This window comes from Ochrobactrum sp. A-1 (assembly GCF_022488005.1).
In the GTDB taxonomy this organism is placed as follows: domain Bacteria; phylum Pseudomonadota; class Alphaproteobacteria; order Rhizobiales; family Rhizobiaceae; genus Brucella.
The window spans coordinates 730,896-751,268 of sequence record NZ_JAKVQC010000007.1 but is presented as its reverse complement, the minus strand read 5'-3'; the positions used below and the strand labels follow the sequence as shown (position 1 = coordinate 751,268).

Sequence of the window (20,373 nt, the reverse complement as noted above, 5' to 3'; positions counted from 1 at the left end):
CGGGAGCATTTGCCTGCTGGCCTTATCTGGTCAGTAGGCAAACCGTGCCGCGAGAAGCTTGCCCTGCGCCATGGTTGGCAATTCGATATAGCGATGCATCAACGTAGCAAGACCGATACTCAAGACAATATAGGCGGGTAGCAGCGCGATCAGGGCGACATGCCCGTAAAACACGTGCACGAGCGCAAAAAGCACTGTCGCATGGATCAGATAGAGACTGTAGGAAATACGCCCGAGAAATTGGGGCAGGGGCAGCAGCAGGAAGCGGCGCAAGGTGCCGCTTGAAGTCGCAAGCACGATGATCCAGACCAGCCCAGCCATCGTGGCCCAGTCTGTTAGATCTCCAAGCCAGTTCTTCAACATAGGCGGCCCGGCGCCGTAAGTAACCAGCAAGAGAGCCATGATATTGATCGCGACAAGCATCCGGCTGGATAGCCGCTTGTAGAAACTCTGTATGGCTGGCAGGTTCTGCGCCATGAGACTGCCCAGCAGGAAGAAGCTGGCAAAATGTACGGTTATCCACCAGCCGCCAGTATAGGGATCAGAGCGGAAACCGTTCGCGAGAATGGAAAGCCCAAAGGCGACTACAATTGCAGCAGACGGCCGCAATGTCACGGTGAGGGCGAAGAGTAGCGGAAATATGATCGATATCCGCATTTCGTAAACGAGAGACCAGAAAGCTGTATTCACTTCACCATTGGGATAGGAGCCGATGAACAGCACATGTTGCGCAATCATTTTCGGCGTCACCGGCGTAGTCCATGTGAGATTGAACCAGTTGCTGAGCGGCTGGATAGATCCGTTCAGAAGCAGGGCACCGGTAAGAGCAAGCGAGAGCGCGACGAGATAAGGCAAGTATATCCGGCAGGTGCGCCGTATGAGATAGGCTGGATAGGATGGCTGGCGACGCATGAATGGCAACGTCAGAACGAAGCCGCTCAGCAAGAAGAACAGCAGGACTGCTTCATGTGCGGCAAAAAAGAAGCGCAGCGGAGATCGCAGCAGAATGAAAAAGTAAGGCCCCATGGCCTCATAGGGCCAAATATTCACGAAATGCCGCAGCAATACGACACTCGCCGCGAGGCCGCGCAGTGCATCGAGTTCGGGATAACGCTCGGGCTGGGTATGAGTCGGCATGATCCCGTTTTCCCGCTCCTGTGAAAGGTAGCGATTTTCGGGAAAGATCTATATTCGGTCAATTTGGGCCTTTGGCTGGCCCGCATAGTCGAAAGAGGTAAAGGGGAGACTACTGCCCCGTTCCCATCGAAGACGGTGAAATAAATGGCCGATCCCACGAGCCGCCGACGAAGAAATTTAGCGGCGGCTTGGCTGGCGGGGTTTCCGCAGGCGGCTGATTGTTCTCGCCATCGGCAGTGCTTTCCTGCTGTTGCGGTTGGCTGTTGGGGAAAACAACTTCGCCGCTCAGCGCCAGGCTGCGATCCACGAAAGGTACAATTCCTGCCAGTGTCAGCGTACCGTCGGACGTGTCGAGCCGGGCATTCTCCAGCGTCGCGACACCGTCGGACAGATTGGCTTTCACATCCAGGCGGTTGAAGGCGAGGGCAACATTTTCCTTCCGCTCAAGAGCGAAAAAGCGCTGGCTTTGGGCCTTGGTGAGAAAATCCTGTACGGCAAAACCCTGCATCTGGCCGTTGTTGAGCTGAATGGAAACATTGCCCTGCGCATTGGTCAGAAGGCCGGACCAGCGATTGGCCGGACCTTTCATGAAAAGCGAGACATTGCCTTTGCCGCTCACGAAAGGCTTGTCGAAGCCAAGTGCGGTGAAGAACTGCGAACTGTCGATATCCGAGGCGTTGAAGCGCAGCTCGCCGCTGGCGCTCTTCAAGTCGCGCACGATCTGCACATTGGCCTGCATGATGCCGTTGAAGGCTTTGGCATCGCCGATATCAAAGATGGCACGGCCGCCGCGTATCTGAACTGCGGCTGCCACCCCCGTCATATTGACCGGGCCTGCTGTGGCGTTTTGTGCGGAAAGGCGAAGATCGACTTCCGCGCGGTCGATGAAACTCGTGTCGACCGCATCGCGGTCAGGATTGTTGCGCTCGTTCGGCGAACGTGCACCGCTGTCAGGCAGCGGAATGAAGGCCGAAAACAGGCGGCGAAGGTCGAGTTTATCGAAAGCCAGCGTGCCAGTCACCGCAGGCTGTTCCTGCTCCAGGCCGATCTCGATCACACCTTTGGCCGGGCTGTCGCTGGCGGTCATTTCCACATCCGCAAATTTCAGCCGCTTCGGTGTCGCTGTGATAGTGGAATCCAGTGAGAACGCGCCAATTTCGGCGCTGCCAGCAATCGGAGGAAGGCTGAGCCAGCGCACTGCGCCACTGAGTGACGGGGTCTTGGCGGTGAGATCCCCTTCGAAAAAGCGATCCTTGGAAATATTCGCCTTGCCCTGAAAGGTGAGGCTTAGCGGATTGGCAGTCAGGCTCGCGGTCACATCCGATGTGCCGCCAGCCAGAAGCGGCAGGGCTTGTGCGGCAGTCAGGCTGAACTGGGAGGTCTCGTCACGCCATTTGGCGCTACCCTTCAGTGTCGCAGCGCTCGATGTGCGTGGCCATTCCAGCGTTGCACTGACATTGGTTATCTGCTCGTCATTGGTGATTTCCGGTTCGCTACCCGGACGGTTGAACGCAATTGTTCCGTCGCGCACCACGACGCGACCGAAGGGCTGAGAAGCCTGTTGTGCAGCCTGCGCATTGTCGCCAGAACCGCTTTTTTGCAGGGCGCGTTGCGCGCGGATTGCAGTGCCGAGACGTCCGTTGGAATTGGCGATGGCGTCCAGAAGCTGCGAGAAATTCGAAACCGGACCATCGAGGTTTACATGCGGTCGGACGATCTGCGTTTCGGAAAAGGAGATATGCCCCATGATGGCATCGAGTGGTGAAAGCTCGACATCAATGCGATCCGCACTCATGAGTGGTTTCTGGCCTTGATCGGTAAGTTTGCTGAGCGTCACACCATTCAGGGACGCGCGCAGAACAGGAAACACTTTCAAGCGAGGAGCTTGCCTGAGTTCGACGCTATAGCCGGTCCAGGCGCTGATTTCCTGCGCAACGCGAATGCGGATGGCATCGGTCGAGACGATGAAAGGCACCACGGCCAGCAAGGTTGCTGCAGCCGCGGCGCAGAGAATGACGAGCGCAATTATGAGGCGCGTAAATCGGGGCCAGCGCATCAACCATCCAATCAATGAGTTTTACTAAAGCGCCAATCTGATTGAATCAGCTTGGCGCTCTAACTGTTTTTCGCACATCTTATCCGAAAACCGTTTCACGCTTCTCGGGATGCGCTCCAAGCTGTAAACCAGCAATCGGCCAAAGCAAAGACGCTGGATGTATGACTTATCATCTGCGGTGGCAGATGATGGAATCAAATCACCAGTGCTGCTTCTTTCCTATGGTTAATCAATTGCTGCACGGAAATTAACCCTGATTTTACAGTCGCTACCAATGAGTAAACTCTCAACGAAGAATTTAAGGCGTCGTTAACCGGCTTCACGCGATAAGGGATGCAACACTGAGTGATGATCGAGCTGCCGTTTCCGGTGCTCCACTGCGAATTGCTTTTGTGTCCTTTGTCTCTGAGATTCTGATAGCGCCGGTTCGTCCGGCGCTTTTTTTTATGCTTGAGAAAAGGCATGAAAAAACCTCCCGCGAGGGGAGGTTCGTTAGCTTCTTGAAAGTGAAATCAGTCGGCCAGAACGCGGGTTGGCGGGAAGGCGACCTCGACGACCGTGCCGTGGCCAGGCGTAGAATCGATCGCAAACTGCGCCCGGTTGGCTTCCACCATGGCTTTTGTCAAAGGCAGGCCTAGCCCGGTGCCTTCGCTGCGCCAGTCTTTTGCACTTTCTGCCTTGCGACGCTCCAGTGCATGGACCTGCCGGAATGGCTTCAGCGCCTGCTCGACCTCGGATTTGGTCATGCCGATGCCGGTATCGCGCACTCGCATCACGACATCGCCGTTCATTTCATAGCTTGTTGATACGATCACTTGGCCGCCCGGCGCGGTGAAACGCACTGCGTTGGACAGAAGGTTCAGTGCCACCTGCTTGATCGAACGCGTATCGGCAACGATGTCGGGCAGGTTAGACTGGAAGCTCGAACGGATGATGACGCGTTCGCGATTGGCCTGCGGCTGCATCAGCGCGATGGCTTCGGCAATGGCATCATTGAGCGAGACCGCTTCAAACTGCATGTCGAGAGCGCCCGCTTCGATCTTCGAAATGTCGAGCAGGTCATTGACGAGCGCCAGCACGTGATTGCCGGAACGATTGATGTCGCGCAGGTAATCCCGATAGCGATCATTGCCGATGGGGCCGAATTTCTCGTCGGCCATCAGCTCGGAGAAGCCGATGATCGCATTGAGCGGTGTGCGGATTTCGTGGCTTATACGAGCCAGAAACTCGGTCTTCTGGCTCGAAGCGCGTTCGGCTTCCTTGCGTGCGTTGGTCAGTTCTTCCTCGGTGCGCTTCCACTGCGTGATGTCGCGCAGAACAGCACAGTACCCACCTGCATGCGGCAGTTTGCCGATGGTCATGAACAGAGGAATGAACCCGCCCTTGGCTTCACGGCCAATGACTTCGCGCCCATCATTGAGGACACTCAGAACGCCGTTGCCGGAAAGACCATGCAGATAGTCCATCGCGGCGCGCTGGCTTTCGATGGCAAACAGCATCGAGAAGAATTTGCCTTCCGTCTCGTCGCGTTCATAGCCGAAGAGCGCCGAGGCCGAATGGTTCATGGAGCGGATGCGGCCTTCAGGATCAATAAGGACAACACCATCGGTCGCCGTGTCGAGAATGGTCTTCAGTTCCTCGACATGATCCGCAAGCGCCTGCTTCTCGTCATCGGTATTGATGGCGACTGGCGCTTGAGCCGGGGCGGCAACGGCCTCAACAGACGCTGGTGTTGCAGCTACCGGCATCAGGCTCAACATAAGTGCGCGGCCATCGCGCCAGGAAATGGCATTGAGATGCGCATCGACAGGCTCTTCGCTGCCATTGGCACGGCGCAGCACCATGCCCTGTCGTGTTTCGCCATCGTCGCTTTCGCTGTTGAACAGCACGTCGACACCACCTGCATCGCGGATATCATCAAGCGATTCATAGCCGGTGAGATCAAGCAAAGCCTGATTGACGTAGTGAATCTTATCGCCGGAATGAATGATCACCGGCACAGGAAGATTGGCCAGCAGAGCGGTTTCATCTGCGGAGGCCGGAAGCGAGACTTCTTCGGCGGCCATTTCGCTGATGAACGGTGCTTTCGCGTCAGTCTTTTCGACCGGCTGAAGGCTGTCAGAAACGGTGTCTTCCGATGGGGCAGTCGTTTCGGTTTCGGCGCGTGAATTGGCAAGACCCTGCTTGCGCAGACGGTCGGCAATTTCGCGGAATGCGTTGCGTTCGGTCTTGGTCAGCCCGCCTTCGGGGCGCTCTTCGCGCTCCTGTTCCTTCAGCATCTTCGCCTGATCCGCAGCCACTTTCTCCTGTGCGCAGGCATTCAGCAGGCTGATGACCTTGTCGGATTCGCGACGTCCCGGTGTCGGCGCGATGTCCAGTGGCGGCTTGGGCAACGTTGCAACGGGGCTGTCGTCATTGGCGACTTCTTCGGAGAGCGCCAGAACGTCGTCGTCGATAGATATTGCCGTTTCGACCGGCTCGTTGACAGGCTTGCGCGTCTGCGGAATGCCACCCGCAAGCACCAGTCCGATTTCTTCCGGGTCCTTCTCGGCCTCTGCCGGGCGCACCACACCAAAGCCACGGAAACCGGTAAACTTCCGATCACGAGAATAGACGGGCAGGGCGGCAAGCTCGACCGGCACGCGCAAGTCCGTGCCCTCTACCGGCCACATCAACCGTTTTCCCGACCATGTGTCGCGCTTGTCGAGCAGGGCCGCAATGCTGCCATCCGGGTCGAATCCGAAGACATTTGCAACATCAGCAAAGCGCCGTCCAACGACGTCGGCCGCATTCGGCCCGATTGTTCCGGAAAGGTCCGGCGATACTTCGCTGAATACGCCATCCGGTCCTACTTTCCAGATGAAGCGGGCTGGCGGAGCATCCTTATCGAACACAAAGCTGCGGGGCTTCGGCTGATCGGCAGAAGCATCTTCAGTGTTTGCGCTCGCTACAGGCTCTGGAAGCATTTCTTCCAGTATCTCTTCGGCTTCCCCCTGCAGAGCGACAGGTGCTTCCAGCGTCTCGACGGGAGCATCGCCGATAATGCAGAGAAGATGCATGGGCGGCGTGTCGGTCAGTCGCGCAATCGCTCCCGGCACGGAATGTTTTCCAGCACGGATGCGGCGTTTGACGATACGGTCGGTCGCGTCTGCGGCTTCGATGACCAGATCTTCCAGCGTAGTGGAGGAAATGTCGAGCGCAGCAAAACGCGGGCTTGCGGCAATCACCCGGCTGTTCGCATCGATCAGTGCGATATGCGTGCTGTCGTCGCTGAGACCGGAAATGACGGCTTCAGCCTTGGCGTCCTTGCCATCGGCAGTCAGCAGCAGCCCGGACACGCCGTCGGGCAGTGTAATGTGCGAAACGCTGAAACGGGTAAGGTCGGAACGCAATCCGCCACCAAGACGAACGGAAACGGTTCGGGTTTCACCGTCGGCATTGCTGTTCGATGAGGCGATCTGCCGGCGTGTGGCTATGGGCAGATCGAGGCCGCCGCCGATCATGTCTTCCACGCGATCGAAGCCGAAAAGCTTCGCGCCGGGGCCATTGACCCAAAGCACTGCCGAAAGGTCGTGCGTCAGCACGAGCTGCACATCGCCCTTTGCAAAGCCTTCGCGGATAGAATCCAGCGCGGCAATATCGATGAAGGGGTATGATCCTGACATACCTGTCCTTACCTGTTCTTTCGACCGCCCGCAGTGCTTGTTAACACCCTGTTAATAAGCCTCTTGTGGGCGCGGGTCCACATTGCCATTGGGTATGGGCTGCATTTTCTGTTTCATTAGTTAATGCGGGAAAGGCAATTTTACAGGCTCGACCCAATATCCAAGTTGTGCACAGCCGGTCATCTATAATGGTTACCAGCGCGTGACCTTTATGAGCAAGATTTGATATAGAATCCTGCAATTGGGAATTTCTCAAAAAAGAGAGCTATAATCACTTGCAATATGGATCGATTCTCCGTATGTGACCCCCTGTCGGCGACGCCAAAGCGTCACGCAGCCGACACAAAGGTACGCGGTCGTAGCTCAGTTGGTTAGAGCGCAGGATTGTGGCTCCTGAGGTCGTTGGTTCAACTCCAACCGACCGTACCATTGCCCCTCATACATTTGTTGCGAGTGTGAGCCAGCGCTGAAGCGCTCGCTCACCAATCTTTGGCAAACTCAATGAAACCAATCGATTAGCGGCAAAGCGATACAAGGCCTCTCGCACTGATTGGAACAAAAGCCCTATCCTTCCATTAGGTTTATAGCGGCAAGTTTCATGCCGCTGAAACGAACAGGAGGATTTGATCCATGAAACAGGTCAACCCGACTGAAGCAAGACAAGGCCGTGAAGGTAAGCCCGTTCTCATAGTGTTGCTGGTCAGTATCGCGGCGGCGCTCGTCGTGTGGGTACTGGTAGAGATCTACGGCGCTGTTATTTCTCCCGACGAGAACACCCCCAATGGCGAGAATTCCTTGCCGCCTGCCACGACAGAAACGGTTCCACCAGCATCGGCAAAATGACTGTAGGTCATCGCTGTTGTTAGCATTTGGCCATAGCGGAACCAAACCCCACCATGCCCGTTATCGGGCATGGAACAATTCTGGGCTGAATTTATGCACGACAATGTAATCAGTTTGCCGGTGGTTCTGGCGCGGATGCTGCTGGCCACACTGCTCGGTTCCATCATCGGCCTTGAGCGGGAATGGCGGAGGCGCCCCGCCGGGCTGAAGACCCACATGCTGGTCTGTCTCGCCTCGGCTACCTTTACAATTGTCTCGCTAGAACTGGTCAATGTACCGGTATTTAATGATCAGAATATCCGGATGGACCCCTCGCGGCTCGTGGAAGCGATTACAAGCGGCGTCGCCTTTCTGGCGGCGGGTTTTATCATCTTCGCACGCGGAAAAATAACCGGCATTACGACCGGTGCTGGTATGTGGCTTGCGGCATCCGTCGGCCTCGCCAGTGGCCTCGGCCTCTGGCATATCGCGATCATGGCGACGTTCATCGCCGTAACGGTTCTGATCGTGGTGGGCAGGATGGAAAACTCGGTTGGCCCTGACAACAGCAAAGTCAACGACAAGATCGAGGGCAAAGCCTCCTGAGCCGTTGTCGGGGCAACGATTTGTCCTGATGACGGATTAGGCTTCGGCAAGCGCCTCGGCGATGCTGTCCTTCAAGGTGAGGCGCTGTTTGCGCAGGTTCGTTTCTTCTTCCTGGCTCACGGGCGCGATCTTCGTTTCGGCGCGGTGGATGCGGTCATTGACGGAATCATACTCTTCCAGGATGCGGGCAAAATGCGCATCCTTCGCCTTCAGTGCATGAATGGCATCGAGCTGACCGGGAAACTCTTCTCCAAGTGTGTGGGGGGTATTCGACATTCTGTAGCTCCTTCCTTTGGTTGAAAAGAGCTTCGCAAGCCAACGAGCGGACGGCATTGATCGCAATCAAGACGGGCTGAAAGGAGCATGCCGAAACTGCATGGCTGGCATGCAAATGCCGATCTTCTAAGTCGTTGGAGCGATCCCCATTTGATAGTCGCGGACTAACGAAGTGTCCGTGATGGAGAGAAAAATGTTTACCCGCTTCAATAACCGTTTCGGTCGTGCATTCGCGCAATTCGGTAGCGCTGTTCGTGCTTCTGCTGCTGTGCGCGCTGGTCAGAAGCCAACTGCCCAGGACCTTGAGACGCTTGGCATCGACGTTGACCAGTTCAGTCGTATTCAGGGTTGAGCAGTTAAGTAAGCGTACGCGTATCTGAGTAAAAAAGCCCGGCTTTGCCGGGCTTTTGTTTTTTTAATCTTCGTCTGTCGCCATCTGGCTCAGCAATTCGCCCTTGCCGCGCTGGCGCATGATCATGGGGACGACGACTGCGGCAATCGCCAGTGCGATCAGCACAACCGATACCCAGGAATGCACCAGAGTCATCGGGTTGCCCTGGCTGATCTGCAGTGCCTGACGCAAGCTTTTCTCGGCCATCGGTCCGAGGATCAGGCCCACGACAACCGGCGCGATAGGATATGAGAAGCGCCGCAGCACATAGCCCAGGACACCGAACGCCAGAAGCAGGCCGAGTTCGAACGAAACCGGCAGGCCGAAGAGCATCGAGGTTGAGGCATTCGCGCCGATTGTTCCAAGCGTGGCAAAAACCAGAATGCCGGCATAGAGCCAATGACGCGGAATGGTGAGCATCTTCACCCACAGGCCGATCAGCGGCAGATTGAGAACCAGCAGCATCAGATTGGCAACGAGAAGGCTCGCCACCAGCCCCCAGACCAGCGTGGCATTGGTCACGAACAGCAGAGGGCCGGGCTGCAGGCCGAATTGCTGGAAACCCGCCAGCATGATTGCTGCCGTCGCCGTGGTGGGCAGGCCAAGCGTCAGAAGCGGCACGAGTGTTCCGGCAGCGGAAGCATTGTTGGCAGCCTCCGGCCCCGCAACGCCTTCGATAGCGCCTTTGCCGAATTCTTCCGGATGTTTCGAGAACTGCCGTTCCGCCGAATAGGAAAGGAAGCTTGATACATCGGCGCCGCCCGCAGGCATGGCCCCGATCGGAAAGCCGATGGCGGTGCCGCGCAGCCACGGCATCCACGAGCGTTTCCAGTCGTTTTTGGTCATCCAGACGGAACCCTTGACGGCAATGACTTCATCTTCTGGCCGAAGCTTCTTCGACACGACCGCAAGGGTTTCACCGATAGCGAACAACGCCACTGCCAATGTGGTGACATTGATGCCATCGAGCAGGTTCGGCGTTCCCATGACAAGGCGTGCCTGACCGGTCAATTGGTCGATGCCGATCAGGCCCAGCGCCAGTCCGATGAACAGGGATGTCAGGCCGCGCAGCGTGGAATCGCCAAATGCGGCCGAGACCGTCATGAAAGCCAGAAGCATGAGCGCGAAATATTCGGAAGGCCCGAAGGACAAGGCGAATTTCACGACCCATGGCGCGACGAAGGCGAGCGCCAGAGTGGCGATCAGGCCCGCAATGAACGAGCCGATGGCCGCCGTTGCAAGTGCTGGCCCGCCACGTCCGGCGCGGGCCATCTTGTTACCCTCCAACGCGGTGACGATGGAGGCGCTTTCTCCCGGCGTATTCAGCAGGATCGATGTGGTTGAGCCGCCATACATGCCGCCGTAATAAATGCCGGCGAACATGATGAGGGAGCCGGACGGGTCCAGCTTGTAGGTAACGGGCAGAAGGAGCGCGACGGTGAGCGCTGGGCCAATGCCAGGCAGCACGCCGACGGCGGTGCCGAGCGTGACACCGATCAGCGCATAAAGAAGATTCGATGGTTCAAGCGCCACCAGAAGTCCGTTGGCGAGAAGTGCGACAGTATCCATGAAAGCGCTCCGTCCCTAAACGAATTGTTCGAGCCAGCCGGACGGCAGCGATAGCTGCAGGCCGCGCGCAAAGATGAACCAGATCACGAAGGCGAAGACGATGCCGACGGGAACGCTGATCCAGAATTTGCGATAGCCGAAGCCGCGCGCGGTCGCCGCAAAAAGCAGGCCGGTGGACAGAGAAAAGCCAACGGTTTTCATCGTCAGCATCTGGATGACCAGACCGCCGATGATCCACGCCATCGGAGCAATTTCCTGATGCTCACGCTCGGGAAAATCGCCGCGAAGGGCTTCGAACACGGTCCAAATGGCAAGGCCGAACAATCCGGCTGCGACGACATAGGGAACGGTTTTCGGGCCGACTGGCGAGTAGCTCGTCACGTCGTTGCCGTAGGTCGTCGACCAGGCAATGGCAATGGCGACAGCTGCAAGAATAAGGGCGATGACAAGAGCGGCGAAATCTGGCGCCGCCCCTTCCGGGCGGCGCTTTTCCTGCGGTTCTGATCCTGTCATTTGACGAGGCCGATTTCCTTGAGGATGGTTTCCGTCGCGGCAACGTCCTTGGCGAGCTGTTCCTTGAACGCCGGGCCGGCGAGATAGGTATCTGCCCAGCCCTTGTCTTTAAGGGCCTTCTGCCAGGACTCAGACTTCACCATTTTCTCGATATCGGCATTGATGGCAGCTTCCTGTTCGGCTGTGATGCCGGGAGCTGCACCCACCATGCGCCAGTTCTGGATCGAAACGTCGACGCCGCCTTCCTTGAAGGTTGGTGCGTCGATGCCTTCCACGCGCTCATCGCTCGAAATGCCAATGATGCGCAGCGTACCCGCCTTGATCTGGGCTTCGAATTCGCCATAGCCGGAAATGCCAACGGTCACCTGATTGCCGAGAATGGCCGCCAGTGCTTCACCGCCGCCAGAGAAGGCGATGTAATTGACCTTTGTCGGATCGACCCCTGCCGCCTTGGCAAAGAGGCCAGCGGTGATATGGTCGGTACCGCCAGCAGAACCGCCGCCCCACGAAACGGAGCCCGGATCTGCCTTCAGTTTCGCGGCGAGATCGCCGAGGTTCTGGATATCGGAAGATGCCGGTACGACGATAGCTTCGTATTCCCCTGTGAGGCGTGCAATCGGCGTGATGGCGTCGAGTGTCACCGGCGACTTGTTGGTCAGGATAGCGCCGACCATGACATAGCCGCCAACGATGAGCTGGCTTGGATCGCCCTTGTTTTGGTTCACAAACTGTGCGAGGCCGATGGTGCCGCCAGCGCCTGGAACGTTGATGACCTGTACGCTGCCGGAAATCTTTTCATCCTGAAGCGCGCTCTGCATCGTGCGTGCCGTCTGGTCCCAGCCGCCGCCCGGAGCCGCAGGCGCGAGCACCTTGTAGTCTTCTGCAGAAGCAGAGCCTGCCATAGCCAACGCCGCTACTGACGTCAGGGCCAGAATAAATCTACGCATATGTCCTCCCAGATAGAATGTATGCCGCCTTGCGGCGGACCTCCCCAAAGTCCCGCTCCTCTAGCGGGAGAAAACTACATGGAGATTAGCGAAAACAAATTCAATAGGCCAGCGCATGCGACGATAGTTTGGCCGCAATTTAAGTAACGGGCTTTCGAATCACTTGAAAACCGCAAGCTGGAAATAGCGGACGAGACCTGCTTGACGACGGCAGCGGACCAACGTAATAGTGTAACAACGGTTCCCCGACCGAGAGCGAAGGGGATTAATAGGGAACACGGTGAGGACGACCCGAAAAGGGGCCAAGACCGTGGCTGCCCCCGCAACTGTAAGCGGATTGCCGTTCATCCTCGTGACGTTCAAAGCGTCATGCCACTGTGCCGGAGAAGCGCGGGAAGGCAGATGAACAGCAGATATTCGTGAGCCAGGAGACCTGCCGTTTAGTGTTGTCCATTGTCACGGGCGGGGATGCCCGGAGCAGGAGCCGGTTATGACAGATTTCTGCGTCGCAGGACGCTTCCTCCCATCGTCATCGCATGATTTCGATATGTTCCCGGATATGCCTGTCCGTCTTCCGCGCCGGAATTTATCCGCCGCCTGACAGGGCGTCTTTCTCTCATCATTTCGGGGACTTTCATGAATATTCTCGGCAAGATGCCGTTTCGCGCCGCCTTTTGCGCGGCTGCATTTTTTCTCGCAGGCGGGGTATCCGCACAGGCAGCGGAAACGCAATATCCGCTGACGCTGAAAAACTGCGGTCGTGACGTTACCTTCAAGCAGGCACCCGCCCGCGCGGTTGCAGTTGGCCAGAGCAGCACAGAAATTCTTTACAGCCTGGGTCTCGGCGACAAGGTTGTCGGCACGGCAGTGTGGTTCGGCCCCGTTCTCAAAGGCTTTGAACAGGTGAATGCCAAGGTCAAGCGGCTTGCCGATAATGATCCGAGCTTTGAAAGCGTTCTGGCGCAGAAGCCGGATATCGTGACGGCGGATTTCCAGTGGCATGTCGGCCCGACAGGCATCGTGGCAAAGCCTGAACAGTTCGAGGAACTGGGCATCGCTGCCTATACCTCGCCTTCCGATTGCGTTGGCAAGGACAATTCCGGCGGTGGCGACGGCGTTCGTACGGCGGCGTTCAAGATGGATATCGTCTATCAGGAAATTACCGAACTGGCGGAAATCTTCAATGTGCAGGACCGTGGCGAGAAACTCGTCGCCGACCTGAGGGCGCGCGAAGCGGCTGCGCGTGAAAAAATTGGGTCTACTGACGGCAAGCTTTCGGCTGTTGTCTGGTTCTCCAGCACGCAGGTCGATGCCGATCCTTACGTTGCAGGCAAATTTGGCGCGCCCGCCAATATTCTTTCGGCACTGGGCATCAAGAATGTGATCGACAGCGAGGAAGAATGGCCGACGGTCGGATGGGAAACGATTGCGAAATCGAACCCTTCGATGATCGTTGCTGCAAAACTGGATCGCCGTCGCTATCCGGCTGACGACATTGCCGTCAAACACCAGTTCCTTGAGAACGATGCGGTGACGAAGCTGATGCCAGCGGTCAAGGGCAAGCATGTCTTCGACATGGATGCACAGTCGATGAGCACGTCGCTTCGCGTGATCGAAGGCATTGAAACGCTTGCCTCCGACATTGCCGCCTCGGACCTGAACAAGTGACGGCGCGGGCAGCGACAGCAGGCTTCAAACAGAAGGGAAGGGCACGCTCCGGCGTGTTCTTCTTGGCCTTTTCGCTTGTCCTGCTTCTTCTTGCTCTTTGGCTCGGAGCGGCGATAGGCGAAACGGCAATACCGCTCGAGGTGGTTGCGAAGACCGTGGCCAATCGGGTGTGGAATGCCGGGTATCCGCTCGAACCCATAGATGAAGGGATCGTCTGGAGCTATCGCCTCAGCCGTGCGGTTATCGCGGCATGTTGCGGCGCGTCGCTTGCAATATCCGGTGTCATTCTGCAGTCGTTGCTTCGAAACTCGCTCGCTGATCCTTATATTCTGGGCATTTCCGCTGGTGCTTCGACAGGGGCTGTCAGCGTTGCCATTCTTGGCATAGGCGCTGGCGTGTTGACGCTATCGCTGGGTGCGTTCATTGGCGCTATTGTTGCTTTTTGCCTTGTGTCCCTGCTGGCGTTGCGGGCCGGACGCGGCAGCAGCGCGATCATCCTCGCAGGCATTGCCGGTTCGCAACTTTTCAATGCGCTGACATCATTCATCGTCACAAAGGCCGCAAATGCCGAACAGGCGCGCGGTATCATGTTTTGGCTTTTGGGCAATCTTTCCGGGGTGCGCTGGCCCGATGTTACTCTCGCTTTGCCTGCCTGCCTGATCGGGCTTGCAATCTGCCTGTGGCATGCGCGTGCGCTTGATGCTTTCACCTTCGGAACGGAATCCGCCGCTTCGCTCGGCATACCGGTACGTCGCGTCTATGCGGTGCTGATCGGTGTCAGCGCCATGATGACGGCGGTGATGGTTTCCATTGTCGGCTCGGTTGGCTTTATCGGCCTTGTTATTCCCCATGCGGCGCGCATGGTGGTCGGGGTCCGCCATGGCAGGCTGTTGCCTGCCGCAGCACTCATAGGCGCGATATTCATGATCGTCGCCGATATTCTGTCGCGTATCATCATTCCGGGGCAGGTTCTGCCGATCGGCGTCATCACGGCCTTGTTCGGTGCGCCGGCCTTCGCCTTGTTGCTTGGACAAAGGAGGGCTTCGTCATGATCCTCTCAGCACGCAATGTCGGCTGGTCGGTGGGCAATGTCGAGATTTTGCATGATGTTTCGCTGGAAGTGGCGGAAGGTGAGTTTCTTGGCATCATAGGGCCGAACGGGTCGGGAAAGACCAGTTTTCTCTCCCTGCTGTCCGGCGTTCGCAGGTGCCGCGTCGGTGAAATCAATCTGTGTGGCGCGCTCATCGATAGTTTCAGCCGCCGCGAGATCGCCCGGAAAATGGCGCTGGTCGAGCAGCAGGCAGGAACGACGGAACGCATTACGGCGCGTCAGGCGGTCGAACTTGGGCGGACGCCCTATCTCGGCGCGCTGTCGCCGTGGTCGGAGGAGGATGATGCAATCATTGACCAGGCGCTGGTCAATGTCGATATGGCGCATCTGGCTGACCGCTTTTGGCACACGCTTTCCGGTGGCGAGCGGCAGCGTTTGCATATAGCCCGCGCTTTGGCGCAGGAACCGCAGATACTGCTTCTGGACGAGCCGACCAATCATCTCGATATCGGGCACCAGATCGGGCTGCTCGATCTTGTCAGCCGCCAGAAACTGACGGTGGTGGCTGCGTTGCATGACCTGAACCATGCCGCAATGTTCTGCGACCGTATTGCGGTGATGGACAAGGGCAATCTCGTTGCGCTTGGCACGCCACGCGATGTTTTGCGGGCAGAGCGTATTGCCGAGGTTTTTGGCGTCGAGGTCGATGTCGAATATCAGGGTATCAGCGGCTGTCACATCCGTTATCGGACGCCGAGCCGTCGCTCTCTGGAGCTCAGACATTCGGCGTGACCGATTATCCGCGAGTCTTTGTTATGCGTGATGCCATCCTTTCAATAAATGGGAAATAAATAGGAATCTATAAAAGGTATCGCTAATATATTTACTATGAAATTACGGGTAACATCATGAAAATCTGTAGTTCTTTCAAATTTTACTCACAGTAATTTGAGCCGATTTGTTGACAAACTGTTTCCATAGTGTTGACGGTTGGATTATATAACCTCAGCGCATCAGGGCAATGTACTCATCAGCAAGGCTGTGGCCTTGCTTGTTGAGTGCAGGCTGAAGGACAGAAGAGATCATAGTCTGATTTGTTCCGTCATTCACGGTCCTGATATGCGGGTCGTTCCGGTTTTGGGTCGGAAAGATCCGTTTTAAATAAAGAAACATTATTGGCATGTTCGCATGAACGCGGCATGTGGCGAATGCAGTTTTTTCAATGAATTACTATACTTATAGAGAGCGGCGGCTTTTCGTTTTGGAAAGCCGCCGTTGTTTTATCAGGGGTACTGCGTGCCGGTTACTGTGAGATAGACCGCATAGAGCGACTTCGTCGCTGCAATGAATAGCCGGTTGCGGCGGGGACCGCCGAAGGTCACATTGGCGACCGTCTGCGGCGTCTTGATCTTGCCGAGCAGCGTGCCTTCCGGCGAGAAGCAGTGCACGCCATCGCCTGCGCTGGTCCACAGATTGCCATCCGTATCGAAGCGGAAGCCGTCCGGCAGGCCATCGTCTATGGTGCAGAACACACTGCCGCCCGTCAGGCGCTTGCCGCCATCCACAACGTCGAAAACGCGGATGTGGCGCGGTGCATTCTCATCGTGGCTATAAGCGCTGTCGGCGACATAGAGCTTGGTTTCGTCTGGCGAGAAGGCAAGTCCGTTCGGCTGGTGGAAGTCGGTTACGACGGCATTGATCTCGCCAGTCTTCGGGTCGAGGCGATAGACATTGCGTGTCGGCTGCTCTGGGGCGGCCTTGTAGCCTTCATAATCGGCCATGATGCCGTAGGTCGGATCGGTAAACCACACGGTGCCGTCCGAGCGCACGATGACGTCGTTGGGCGCATTGAGTTTTTTGCCCTGATAGCTGTCGGCGAGCACGGTGATGCTGCCATCCGCTTCCGTGCGGGTGACGCGACGACCTCCATGCTCGCAGGTGACGAGGCGTCCTTCGCGGTCACGCGTATTGCCGTTGGAAAAATTGGACGGGTTGCGGAACACCGAAACGCCGCCGCCGATCTCACCTTCAATTTCGCTGCCCGGCACCCAGCGCAGGATGCGCTGGTTCGGAATGTCGCTCCACAGAAGGCAGTTCTGGTCACCGAACCACACTGGGCCTTCTGCCCAGCGGCAGTCGCTATAAAGTTCGTCCAGATCGGCGCTCGGCACGATCATCTGCTTGAAGCGTTCGTCGTGGATTTCGTAAATCGAAACAGTTTTTGACAAGGAAAGTTACTCCGAAGGAATTTAACGCTCGGCGCGTCGGCCACTGGCGAGGATAATCACCGCAATGATGGTGAGCCCGGTCAGGACAAGACGGACACCGGCGCCGAAGCCGTAGGTGTTGAGCATCGAAACTATGAGGAACATGAAGAGGGCGGCTCCCCAAATGCCGGGGATGTTGGAATCGCCGCCAGCAACCGCCGTGCCGCCGATGATGACGACGGCAATCGACATCAAAAGATATTCCGCACCCATGTTCAGCGCCGCACCGCCCGAAAAGCAGGCAAGCAGGAATCCGCAGAGCGAAGCGAGCACTGCACAGAGGAGATAGGTGGCGAAGCGCGTGCCATCGACCGGAACGCCCGCCATACGCGCAGCGAAAGGGTTCTGGCCTATTGCCGAAATCCAGCGTCCATAGATGCTCCTTTTCAGGAGCACCCAGCCGATGACCGACAGGATCAGCGCTATGATGGCGACGTTGGGTATGCCGAGCGTGGAGAATGTGGTGAACTGCGCGAGGCTTTCCGGCGGCTTCACGCGCAGGCCGCGATTGCTCCAGATGGCGGTGGACTGGATCAGGAAGCTCATCGACAAGGTGGCGATGATGGGCGGAATGCGTAGAAGCTTGATCAGCGCATAATTGCAGATGCCGATGGCAACACCAACCAGAATGGCAACGCCTAGCCCCGCCAGCACCATGCCGTCCTGCGTATCCATGAGCTTGAGCGCCAGTGTCGCGGCAAGCGTCATATTGGCTGGGACAGACAGATCGATGTTACCGGGGCCGAGCGTAATGACGAACATCTGCCCGAGGCCGACGATAACCGAGAAGGAGGCGAAAGTGAAAGCCGCGTGGGAGAGCCCGTGTGCGCCCGCGCCACCGGTAAAGAGGATGGTGATGATCCAGACGACGGCAGTGGCGATGAACGACCATATCCACGGGCGGTTGGTAAGGACAGCGAGACCGCTCATTGCTTTTTCTCCCTCTTTTCGAGGCGATTAAGGAAGAGGCGCAAAGCCAGCACCACGATGAGAATGCCGCCCTGTGCGCCGATCTGCCAGTCCGGCGAAATGCGCATGAAGGAGAGGAAGGACCCGGCAAGCGTCAGCGTCAGGGCACCGATGACGGCACCGATGGGCGATACACGTCCGCCGACAAACTCACCACCGCCGAGAATAACGCCTGCGATGGACAGAAGCGTATAACGTAACGCGATATTGGCATCTGCCGATGTGGTGAGACCGACCAGTGCAATTCCTGCCAGCACCGCGAAGAAGGCAGCCAGCGCATAGGTTCCGGCACGGATCATCGTCACAGACCAGCCAGCACGCTCGATGGAGCGGCTGTTACCACCCGCGCCACGCATCAGCACGCCCAAGGTGGAGCGCATGACGATGAAATGCGTGACAACCGCGATCAGGATACTGGCCACAATGGCCATGGGCATGAAAGGCGGCTTGGCGGTCATGATCCAGCGTGCCCAGTCCGGCGCCTGTCCGCCGGGCGAGGGCAGCAGCAGAACGGCAAATCCGCCCCAGACGAAGCTCATGCCAAGTGTGACGACGATGGAAGGCAAATTGCGCAGGTGGATCAGTGCGCCAAGCGCTGCATAAGCTGCAATGGCTGCCACAAGGATCAATACCCCGATGACGGGTGTGGTGTTGAGATAGGTTGCGGCAACACAGACCACGAAACTCACGAAGGTGCCCATCGAGAGATCGAGATCGTTGACGGCCATGATCAGCATCTGGGCGATGGTTGCCAGAGCGATAGGCACTGCCAGATTGAACAGCAGGTTCAGCCCCGTATAGCTCATGGCGCGCGGCTGCATATAGAAGACGGCGGCAAGCAGCAGGACCAGCGAGAATACCGGTGTCAGCAGGCGGATGGAGGAAGAGGAAAGGCGCATTATTCGTGACCTCCCTCAAAGGATGCTGCAAGCACGTTCTTTTCCGTAATGTCTTCGCCGGTTAGTTCCGCAACGATAGCGCCGTCACGGAAAACATAGACGCGGTCACAAAGTTCGATTTCATCCATCTCGGTGGAGTACCAGACAAAGGTGCGTCCGTTTTCGGCTTCATGACGCAGGATTTCATAGACTTCCTGCTTGGTGCCGACATCGACGCCACGCATCGGATCGTCCATCAAAATAGTGTTGGCGCTGGTTGCCAGTGCGCGGGCGAAAAGCACTTTTTGCTGGTTGCCACCCGACAGCGACAGGATGCGGTTGCCCATATCCGGCGTGCGTATCTGGATGCGATCTTTCCAGTCACTGCCAAGGGCATCTTCCCGCTTCTGGTCAACGAGTTTCAGCGACGACAGCCGGTCCAGCGAGCCGATGGTGAGATTGTGCAGGATGCTCCACAGCGGGAAAGTGCCGTTGAGGCTGCGATCGCCCGCAACGAAGGCGATTTCGCAATTGCGGGCCGGAACCCAGTTCGGCCGCCGTGCATAGTAGAGATCGAGCAGCATCCTGGTCTGTCCGTGTCCGGCCAGTCCTGCGAGACCGATGACTTCGCCCTTGAAAGCCTGAAATGGTTTTATGTCAGTGGCACGCTTGGTGAAGGACAGAACGGGCGTGCCGCTCGCATCGGTTTTTGCGGTGCGGCGCGCGGCCTTTTCGCGCTCAACGCTGCCCATGGCTTCGACGAGGCTGCGATTGGTGAAATCTTTTGCCGCGCGATTGGCGACCACCTTTCCGTCCTTCATCACCACGATGCGGTCGGAGGTTGAGAGAATTTCACCCAACATATGCGAAATCAGGATAACGGCACCGCCGGTGCCGACGAAACGGCGCACATACGCCATCAGTTGCGCGGCAATGCCTGCATCAAGCGATGACGTCGGTTCATCGAGAATAACCAGTTTTGGCGCAGTGCCGGGCGCGGTGAAGTTGATGGCGATTTCCACCATCTGGCGCTCGGCGATGGAAAGCTCATCGACAGTAACGCTGCTGTCGATCTTGTGGCCCGGAAAAATCTCGTCGAGCTTTTTGGAAATCAGTTCGATGGCGTTGCCGCGCCAGCCAGCTCCGGTCAGATCGCGCTGCATGATGCGAACATTTTCGGCAATGGTCAGGTTCGGAAACAGCGACAATTCCTGAAAAACGCAACGCACGCCGTGCTTGCGTGCCATCGCCACGCCGTATCCTGTTTCCTCGTGATAGGAAATACTGCCTTCATGCGGCGACAACCCGCCATTGATGACATTGACGATAGTGGATTTGCCGGCGCCATTGTGGCCGACAAGCCCGACGCATTCACCTTCGCGGATCACGAGTTCGGCGCCATCCAGTGCTTTTACCGCACCGAACTGCACGCGGATATTGCGCGCGGCGACGACCTCCTGTTTCTCTGCTGTTTCTGTCATACGCTCAACTGATTGCTGGAAATGTGGAAGAACAAACGATGGAAAAGGGCGGGAGCGAAGCCCGCCCTTGTCATTTG

General features: G+C 57.3%; 18 protein-coding genes, 1 tRNA gene and 1 riboswitch. Of the genes, 7 read left to right on the top strand and 12 right to left on the bottom strand.

The genetic code is table 11. The features are described from left to right. Positions 1-30: 30 nt before the first annotated feature. The 4 genes from MKS82_RS21415 to pdhS form a co-directional block, all read right to left on the bottom strand. A complete protein-coding gene (locus MKS82_RS21415; protein ID WP_109986292.1) occupies positions 31-1,137 on the bottom strand; it encodes an acyltransferase family protein in 1,107 nt (368 codons plus the stop codon). 109 nt (positions 1,138-1,246) lie between these two features. Then, the gene (locus tag MKS82_RS21410) at positions 1,247-3,193 is read right to left on the bottom strand and encodes an AsmA family protein (RefSeq protein WP_109986293.1); all 1,947 of its coding nucleotides are present in this window, start codon (positions 3,191-3,193) and stop codon (positions 1,247-1,249) included. A 194-nt stretch (positions 3,194-3,387) separates the two neighbouring features. Continuing rightward, positions 3,388-3,657 carry a hypothetical protein gene (locus MKS82_RS21405; RefSeq protein ID WP_146206465.1) on the bottom strand — a complete coding sequence of 90 codons (270 nt, stop codon included), beginning with the start codon at positions 3,655-3,657 and terminating at the stop codon, positions 3,388-3,390. Between the two features lie 48 nt (positions 3,658-3,705). Continuing rightward, the gene (pdhS, locus tag MKS82_RS21400) at positions 3,706-6,858 is read right to left on the bottom strand and encodes a cell-division control histidine kinase PdhS (RefSeq protein WP_109986294.1); all 3,153 of its coding nucleotides are present in this window, start codon (positions 6,856-6,858) and stop codon (positions 3,706-3,708) included. Between the two features lie 352 nt (positions 6,859-7,210). Between pdhS and MKS82_RS21395 the strand changes: the two genes are divergently transcribed. The 3 genes from MKS82_RS21395 to MKS82_RS21385 all read left to right on the top strand — a co-directional run bounded on the left by MKS82_RS21395 (position 7,211) and on the right by MKS82_RS21385 (position 8,286). After that, positions 7,211-7,287: transfer RNA gene (locus MKS82_RS21395), tRNA-His, on the top strand. 201 nt (positions 7,288-7,488) lie between these two features. Then, positions 7,489-7,701: a hypothetical protein gene (locus MKS82_RS21390; RefSeq protein WP_109986365.1), complete on the top strand. Its 213-nt coding sequence runs from the start codon at positions 7,489-7,491 to the stop codon at positions 7,699-7,701. A 69-nt stretch (positions 7,702-7,770) separates the two neighbouring features. Further along, positions 7,771-8,286 (top strand): MgtC/SapB family protein, encoded by a 516-nt coding sequence (locus MKS82_RS21385; RefSeq protein ID WP_109986366.1) that lies wholly within the window; start codon positions 7,771-7,773, stop codon positions 8,284-8,286. Positions 8,287-8,322: 36 nt separating this feature from the next. On the opposite strand, the gene MKS82_RS21380 is transcribed toward MKS82_RS21385, so the two are convergent. Further along, positions 8,323-8,562: a YdcH family protein gene (locus MKS82_RS21380; protein ID WP_109986367.1), complete on the bottom strand. Its 240-nt coding sequence runs from the start codon at positions 8,560-8,562 to the stop codon at positions 8,323-8,325. 193 nt (positions 8,563-8,755) lie between these two features. Here MKS82_RS21380 and MKS82_RS21375 point away from each other — a divergent pair, with 193 nt between their 5' ends. Next, positions 8,756-8,914 (top strand): hypothetical protein, encoded by a 159-nt coding sequence (locus MKS82_RS21375; protein WP_181394228.1) that lies wholly within the window; start codon positions 8,756-8,758, stop codon positions 8,912-8,914. A 63-nt stretch (positions 8,915-8,977) separates the two neighbouring features. Here the strand turns inward: MKS82_RS21375 and MKS82_RS21370 are convergent, their stop codons facing one another. The 3 genes from MKS82_RS21370 to MKS82_RS21360 are packed head-to-tail and all read right to left on the bottom strand — an operon-like array spanning position 8,978 to position 11,982. Beyond that, positions 8,978-10,522: a tripartite tricarboxylate transporter permease gene (locus MKS82_RS21370; protein WP_109986368.1), complete on the bottom strand. Its 1,545-nt coding sequence runs from the start codon at positions 10,520-10,522 to the stop codon at positions 8,978-8,980. 15 nt (positions 10,523-10,537) lie between these two features. Then, positions 10,538-11,035, bottom strand: coding sequence for a tripartite tricarboxylate transporter TctB family protein (locus MKS82_RS21365; RefSeq protein WP_109986369.1), 498 nt, complete (start codon positions 11,033-11,035; stop codon positions 10,538-10,540). Further along, positions 11,032-11,982 carry a Bug family tripartite tricarboxylate transporter substrate binding protein gene (locus MKS82_RS21360; protein ID WP_061346962.1) on the bottom strand — a complete coding sequence of 317 codons (951 nt, stop codon included), beginning with the start codon at positions 11,980-11,982 and terminating at the stop codon, positions 11,032-11,034. Before MKS82_RS21360 ends, MKS82_RS21365 begins: the two co-directional genes overlap by 4 nt. 221 nt (positions 11,983-12,203) lie before the next feature. Continuing rightward, positions 12,204-12,437, top strand: a riboswitch (cobalamin riboswitch). A gap of 181 nt (positions 12,438-12,618) precedes the next feature. Here MKS82_RS21360 and MKS82_RS21355 point away from each other — a divergent pair. From MKS82_RS21355 to MKS82_RS21345, 3 genes are read left to right on the top strand one after another with little or no spacing between them, the layout of a single operon-like run. Next, on the top strand, positions 12,619-13,650 hold the full coding sequence (locus tag MKS82_RS21355; protein ID WP_109986370.1) for an ABC transporter substrate-binding protein: 1,032 nt from the start codon (positions 12,619-12,621) through the stop codon (positions 13,648-13,650). Next, positions 13,647-14,702, top strand: coding sequence for a FecCD family ABC transporter permease (locus tag MKS82_RS21350; protein ID WP_109986371.1), 1,056 nt, complete (start codon positions 13,647-13,649; stop codon positions 14,700-14,702). The genes MKS82_RS21355 and MKS82_RS21350 overlap by 4 nt, the downstream gene beginning before the upstream one ends. After that, a complete protein-coding gene (locus MKS82_RS21345) occupies positions 14,699-15,493 on the top strand; it encodes an ABC transporter ATP-binding protein (protein ID WP_109986372.1) in 795 nt (264 codons plus the stop codon). The genes MKS82_RS21350 and MKS82_RS21345 overlap by 4 nt, the downstream gene beginning before the upstream one ends. Positions 15,494-15,984: 491 nt before the next feature. Here the strand turns inward: MKS82_RS21345 and MKS82_RS21340 are convergent, their stop codons facing one another. The 4 genes from MKS82_RS21340 to MKS82_RS21325 all read right to left on the bottom strand — a co-directional run bounded on the left by MKS82_RS21340 (position 15,985) and on the right by MKS82_RS21325 (position 20,296). Beyond that, a complete protein-coding gene (locus MKS82_RS21340) occupies positions 15,985-16,878 on the bottom strand; it encodes an SMP-30/gluconolactonase/LRE family protein (protein ID WP_109986630.1) in 894 nt (297 codons plus the stop codon). A 72-nt stretch (positions 16,879-16,950) separates the two neighbouring features. Next, positions 16,951-17,898: an ABC transporter permease gene (locus MKS82_RS21335; protein WP_109986373.1), complete on the bottom strand. Its 948-nt coding sequence runs from the start codon at positions 17,896-17,898 to the stop codon at positions 16,951-16,953. Beyond that, entirely contained in the window at positions 17,895-18,836 is a 942-nt protein-coding gene (locus tag MKS82_RS21330) for an ABC transporter permease (protein ID WP_109986374.1), read from the bottom strand. The genes MKS82_RS21335 and MKS82_RS21330 overlap by 4 nt, the downstream gene beginning before the upstream one ends. After that, positions 18,836-20,296 (bottom strand): sugar ABC transporter ATP-binding protein, encoded by a 1,461-nt coding sequence (locus tag MKS82_RS21325; protein ID WP_109986375.1) that lies wholly within the window; start codon positions 20,294-20,296, stop codon positions 18,836-18,838. Before MKS82_RS21325 ends, MKS82_RS21330 begins: the two co-directional genes overlap by 1 nt. Between the last annotated feature and the right edge of the window lie 77 nt (positions 20,297-20,373).

Excerpts from the sequence above, each read along its gene's own strand:
- MKS82_RS21415 (WP_109986292.1), bottom strand. The coding sequence starts at position 1,137 with ATGCCGACTCATACCCAGCCCGAGCGTTATCCCGAACTCGATGCACTG.
- MKS82_RS21410 (WP_109986293.1), bottom strand. The coding sequence starts at position 3,193 with ATGCGCTGGCCCCGATTTACGCGCCTCATAATTGCGCTCGTCATTCTC.
- MKS82_RS21405 (WP_146206465.1), bottom strand. The coding sequence starts at position 3,657 with ATGCCTTTTCTCAAGCATAAAAAAAAGCGCCGGACGAACCGGCGCTAT.
- pdhS (WP_109986294.1), bottom strand. The coding sequence starts at position 6,858 with ATGTCAGGATCATACCCCTTCATCGATATTGCCGCGCTGGATTCTATC.
- MKS82_RS21390 (WP_109986365.1), top strand. The coding sequence starts at position 7,489 with ATGAAACAGGTCAACCCGACTGAAGCAAGACAAGGCCGTGAAGGTAAG.
- MKS82_RS21385 (WP_109986366.1), top strand. The coding sequence starts at position 7,771 with ATGGAACAATTCTGGGCTGAATTTATGCACGACAATGTAATCAGTTTG.
- MKS82_RS21380 (WP_109986367.1), bottom strand. The coding sequence starts at position 8,562 with ATGTCGAATACCCCCCACACACTTGGAGAAGAGTTTCCCGGTCAGCTC.
- MKS82_RS21375 (WP_181394228.1), top strand. The coding sequence starts at position 8,756 with ATGTTTACCCGCTTCAATAACCGTTTCGGTCGTGCATTCGCGCAATTC.
- MKS82_RS21370 (WP_109986368.1), bottom strand. The coding sequence starts at position 10,522 with ATGGATACTGTCGCACTTCTCGCCAACGGACTTCTGGTGGCGCTTGAA.
- MKS82_RS21365 (WP_109986369.1), bottom strand. The coding sequence starts at position 11,035 with ATGACAGGATCAGAACCGCAGGAAAAGCGCCGCCCGGAAGGGGCGGCG.
- MKS82_RS21360 (WP_061346962.1), bottom strand. The coding sequence starts at position 11,982 with ATGCGTAGATTTATTCTGGCCCTGACGTCAGTAGCGGCGTTGGCTATG.
- MKS82_RS21355 (WP_109986370.1), top strand. The coding sequence starts at position 12,619 with ATGAATATTCTCGGCAAGATGCCGTTTCGCGCCGCCTTTTGCGCGGCT.
- MKS82_RS21345 (WP_109986372.1), top strand. The coding sequence starts at position 14,699 with ATGATCCTCTCAGCACGCAATGTCGGCTGGTCGGTGGGCAATGTCGAG.
- MKS82_RS21340 (WP_109986630.1), bottom strand. The coding sequence starts at position 16,878 with ATGATCGTGCCGAGCGCCGATCTGGACGAACTTTATAGCGACTGCCGC.
- MKS82_RS21335 (WP_109986373.1), bottom strand. The coding sequence starts at position 17,898 with ATGAGCGGTCTCGCTGTCCTTACCAACCGCCCGTGGATATGGTCGTTC.
- MKS82_RS21330 (WP_109986374.1), bottom strand. The coding sequence starts at position 18,836 with ATGCGCCTTTCCTCTTCCTCCATCCGCCTGCTGACACCGGTATTCTCG.
- MKS82_RS21325 (WP_109986375.1), bottom strand. The coding sequence starts at position 20,296 with ATGACAGAAACAGCAGAGAAACAGGAGGTCGTCGCCGCGCGCAATATC.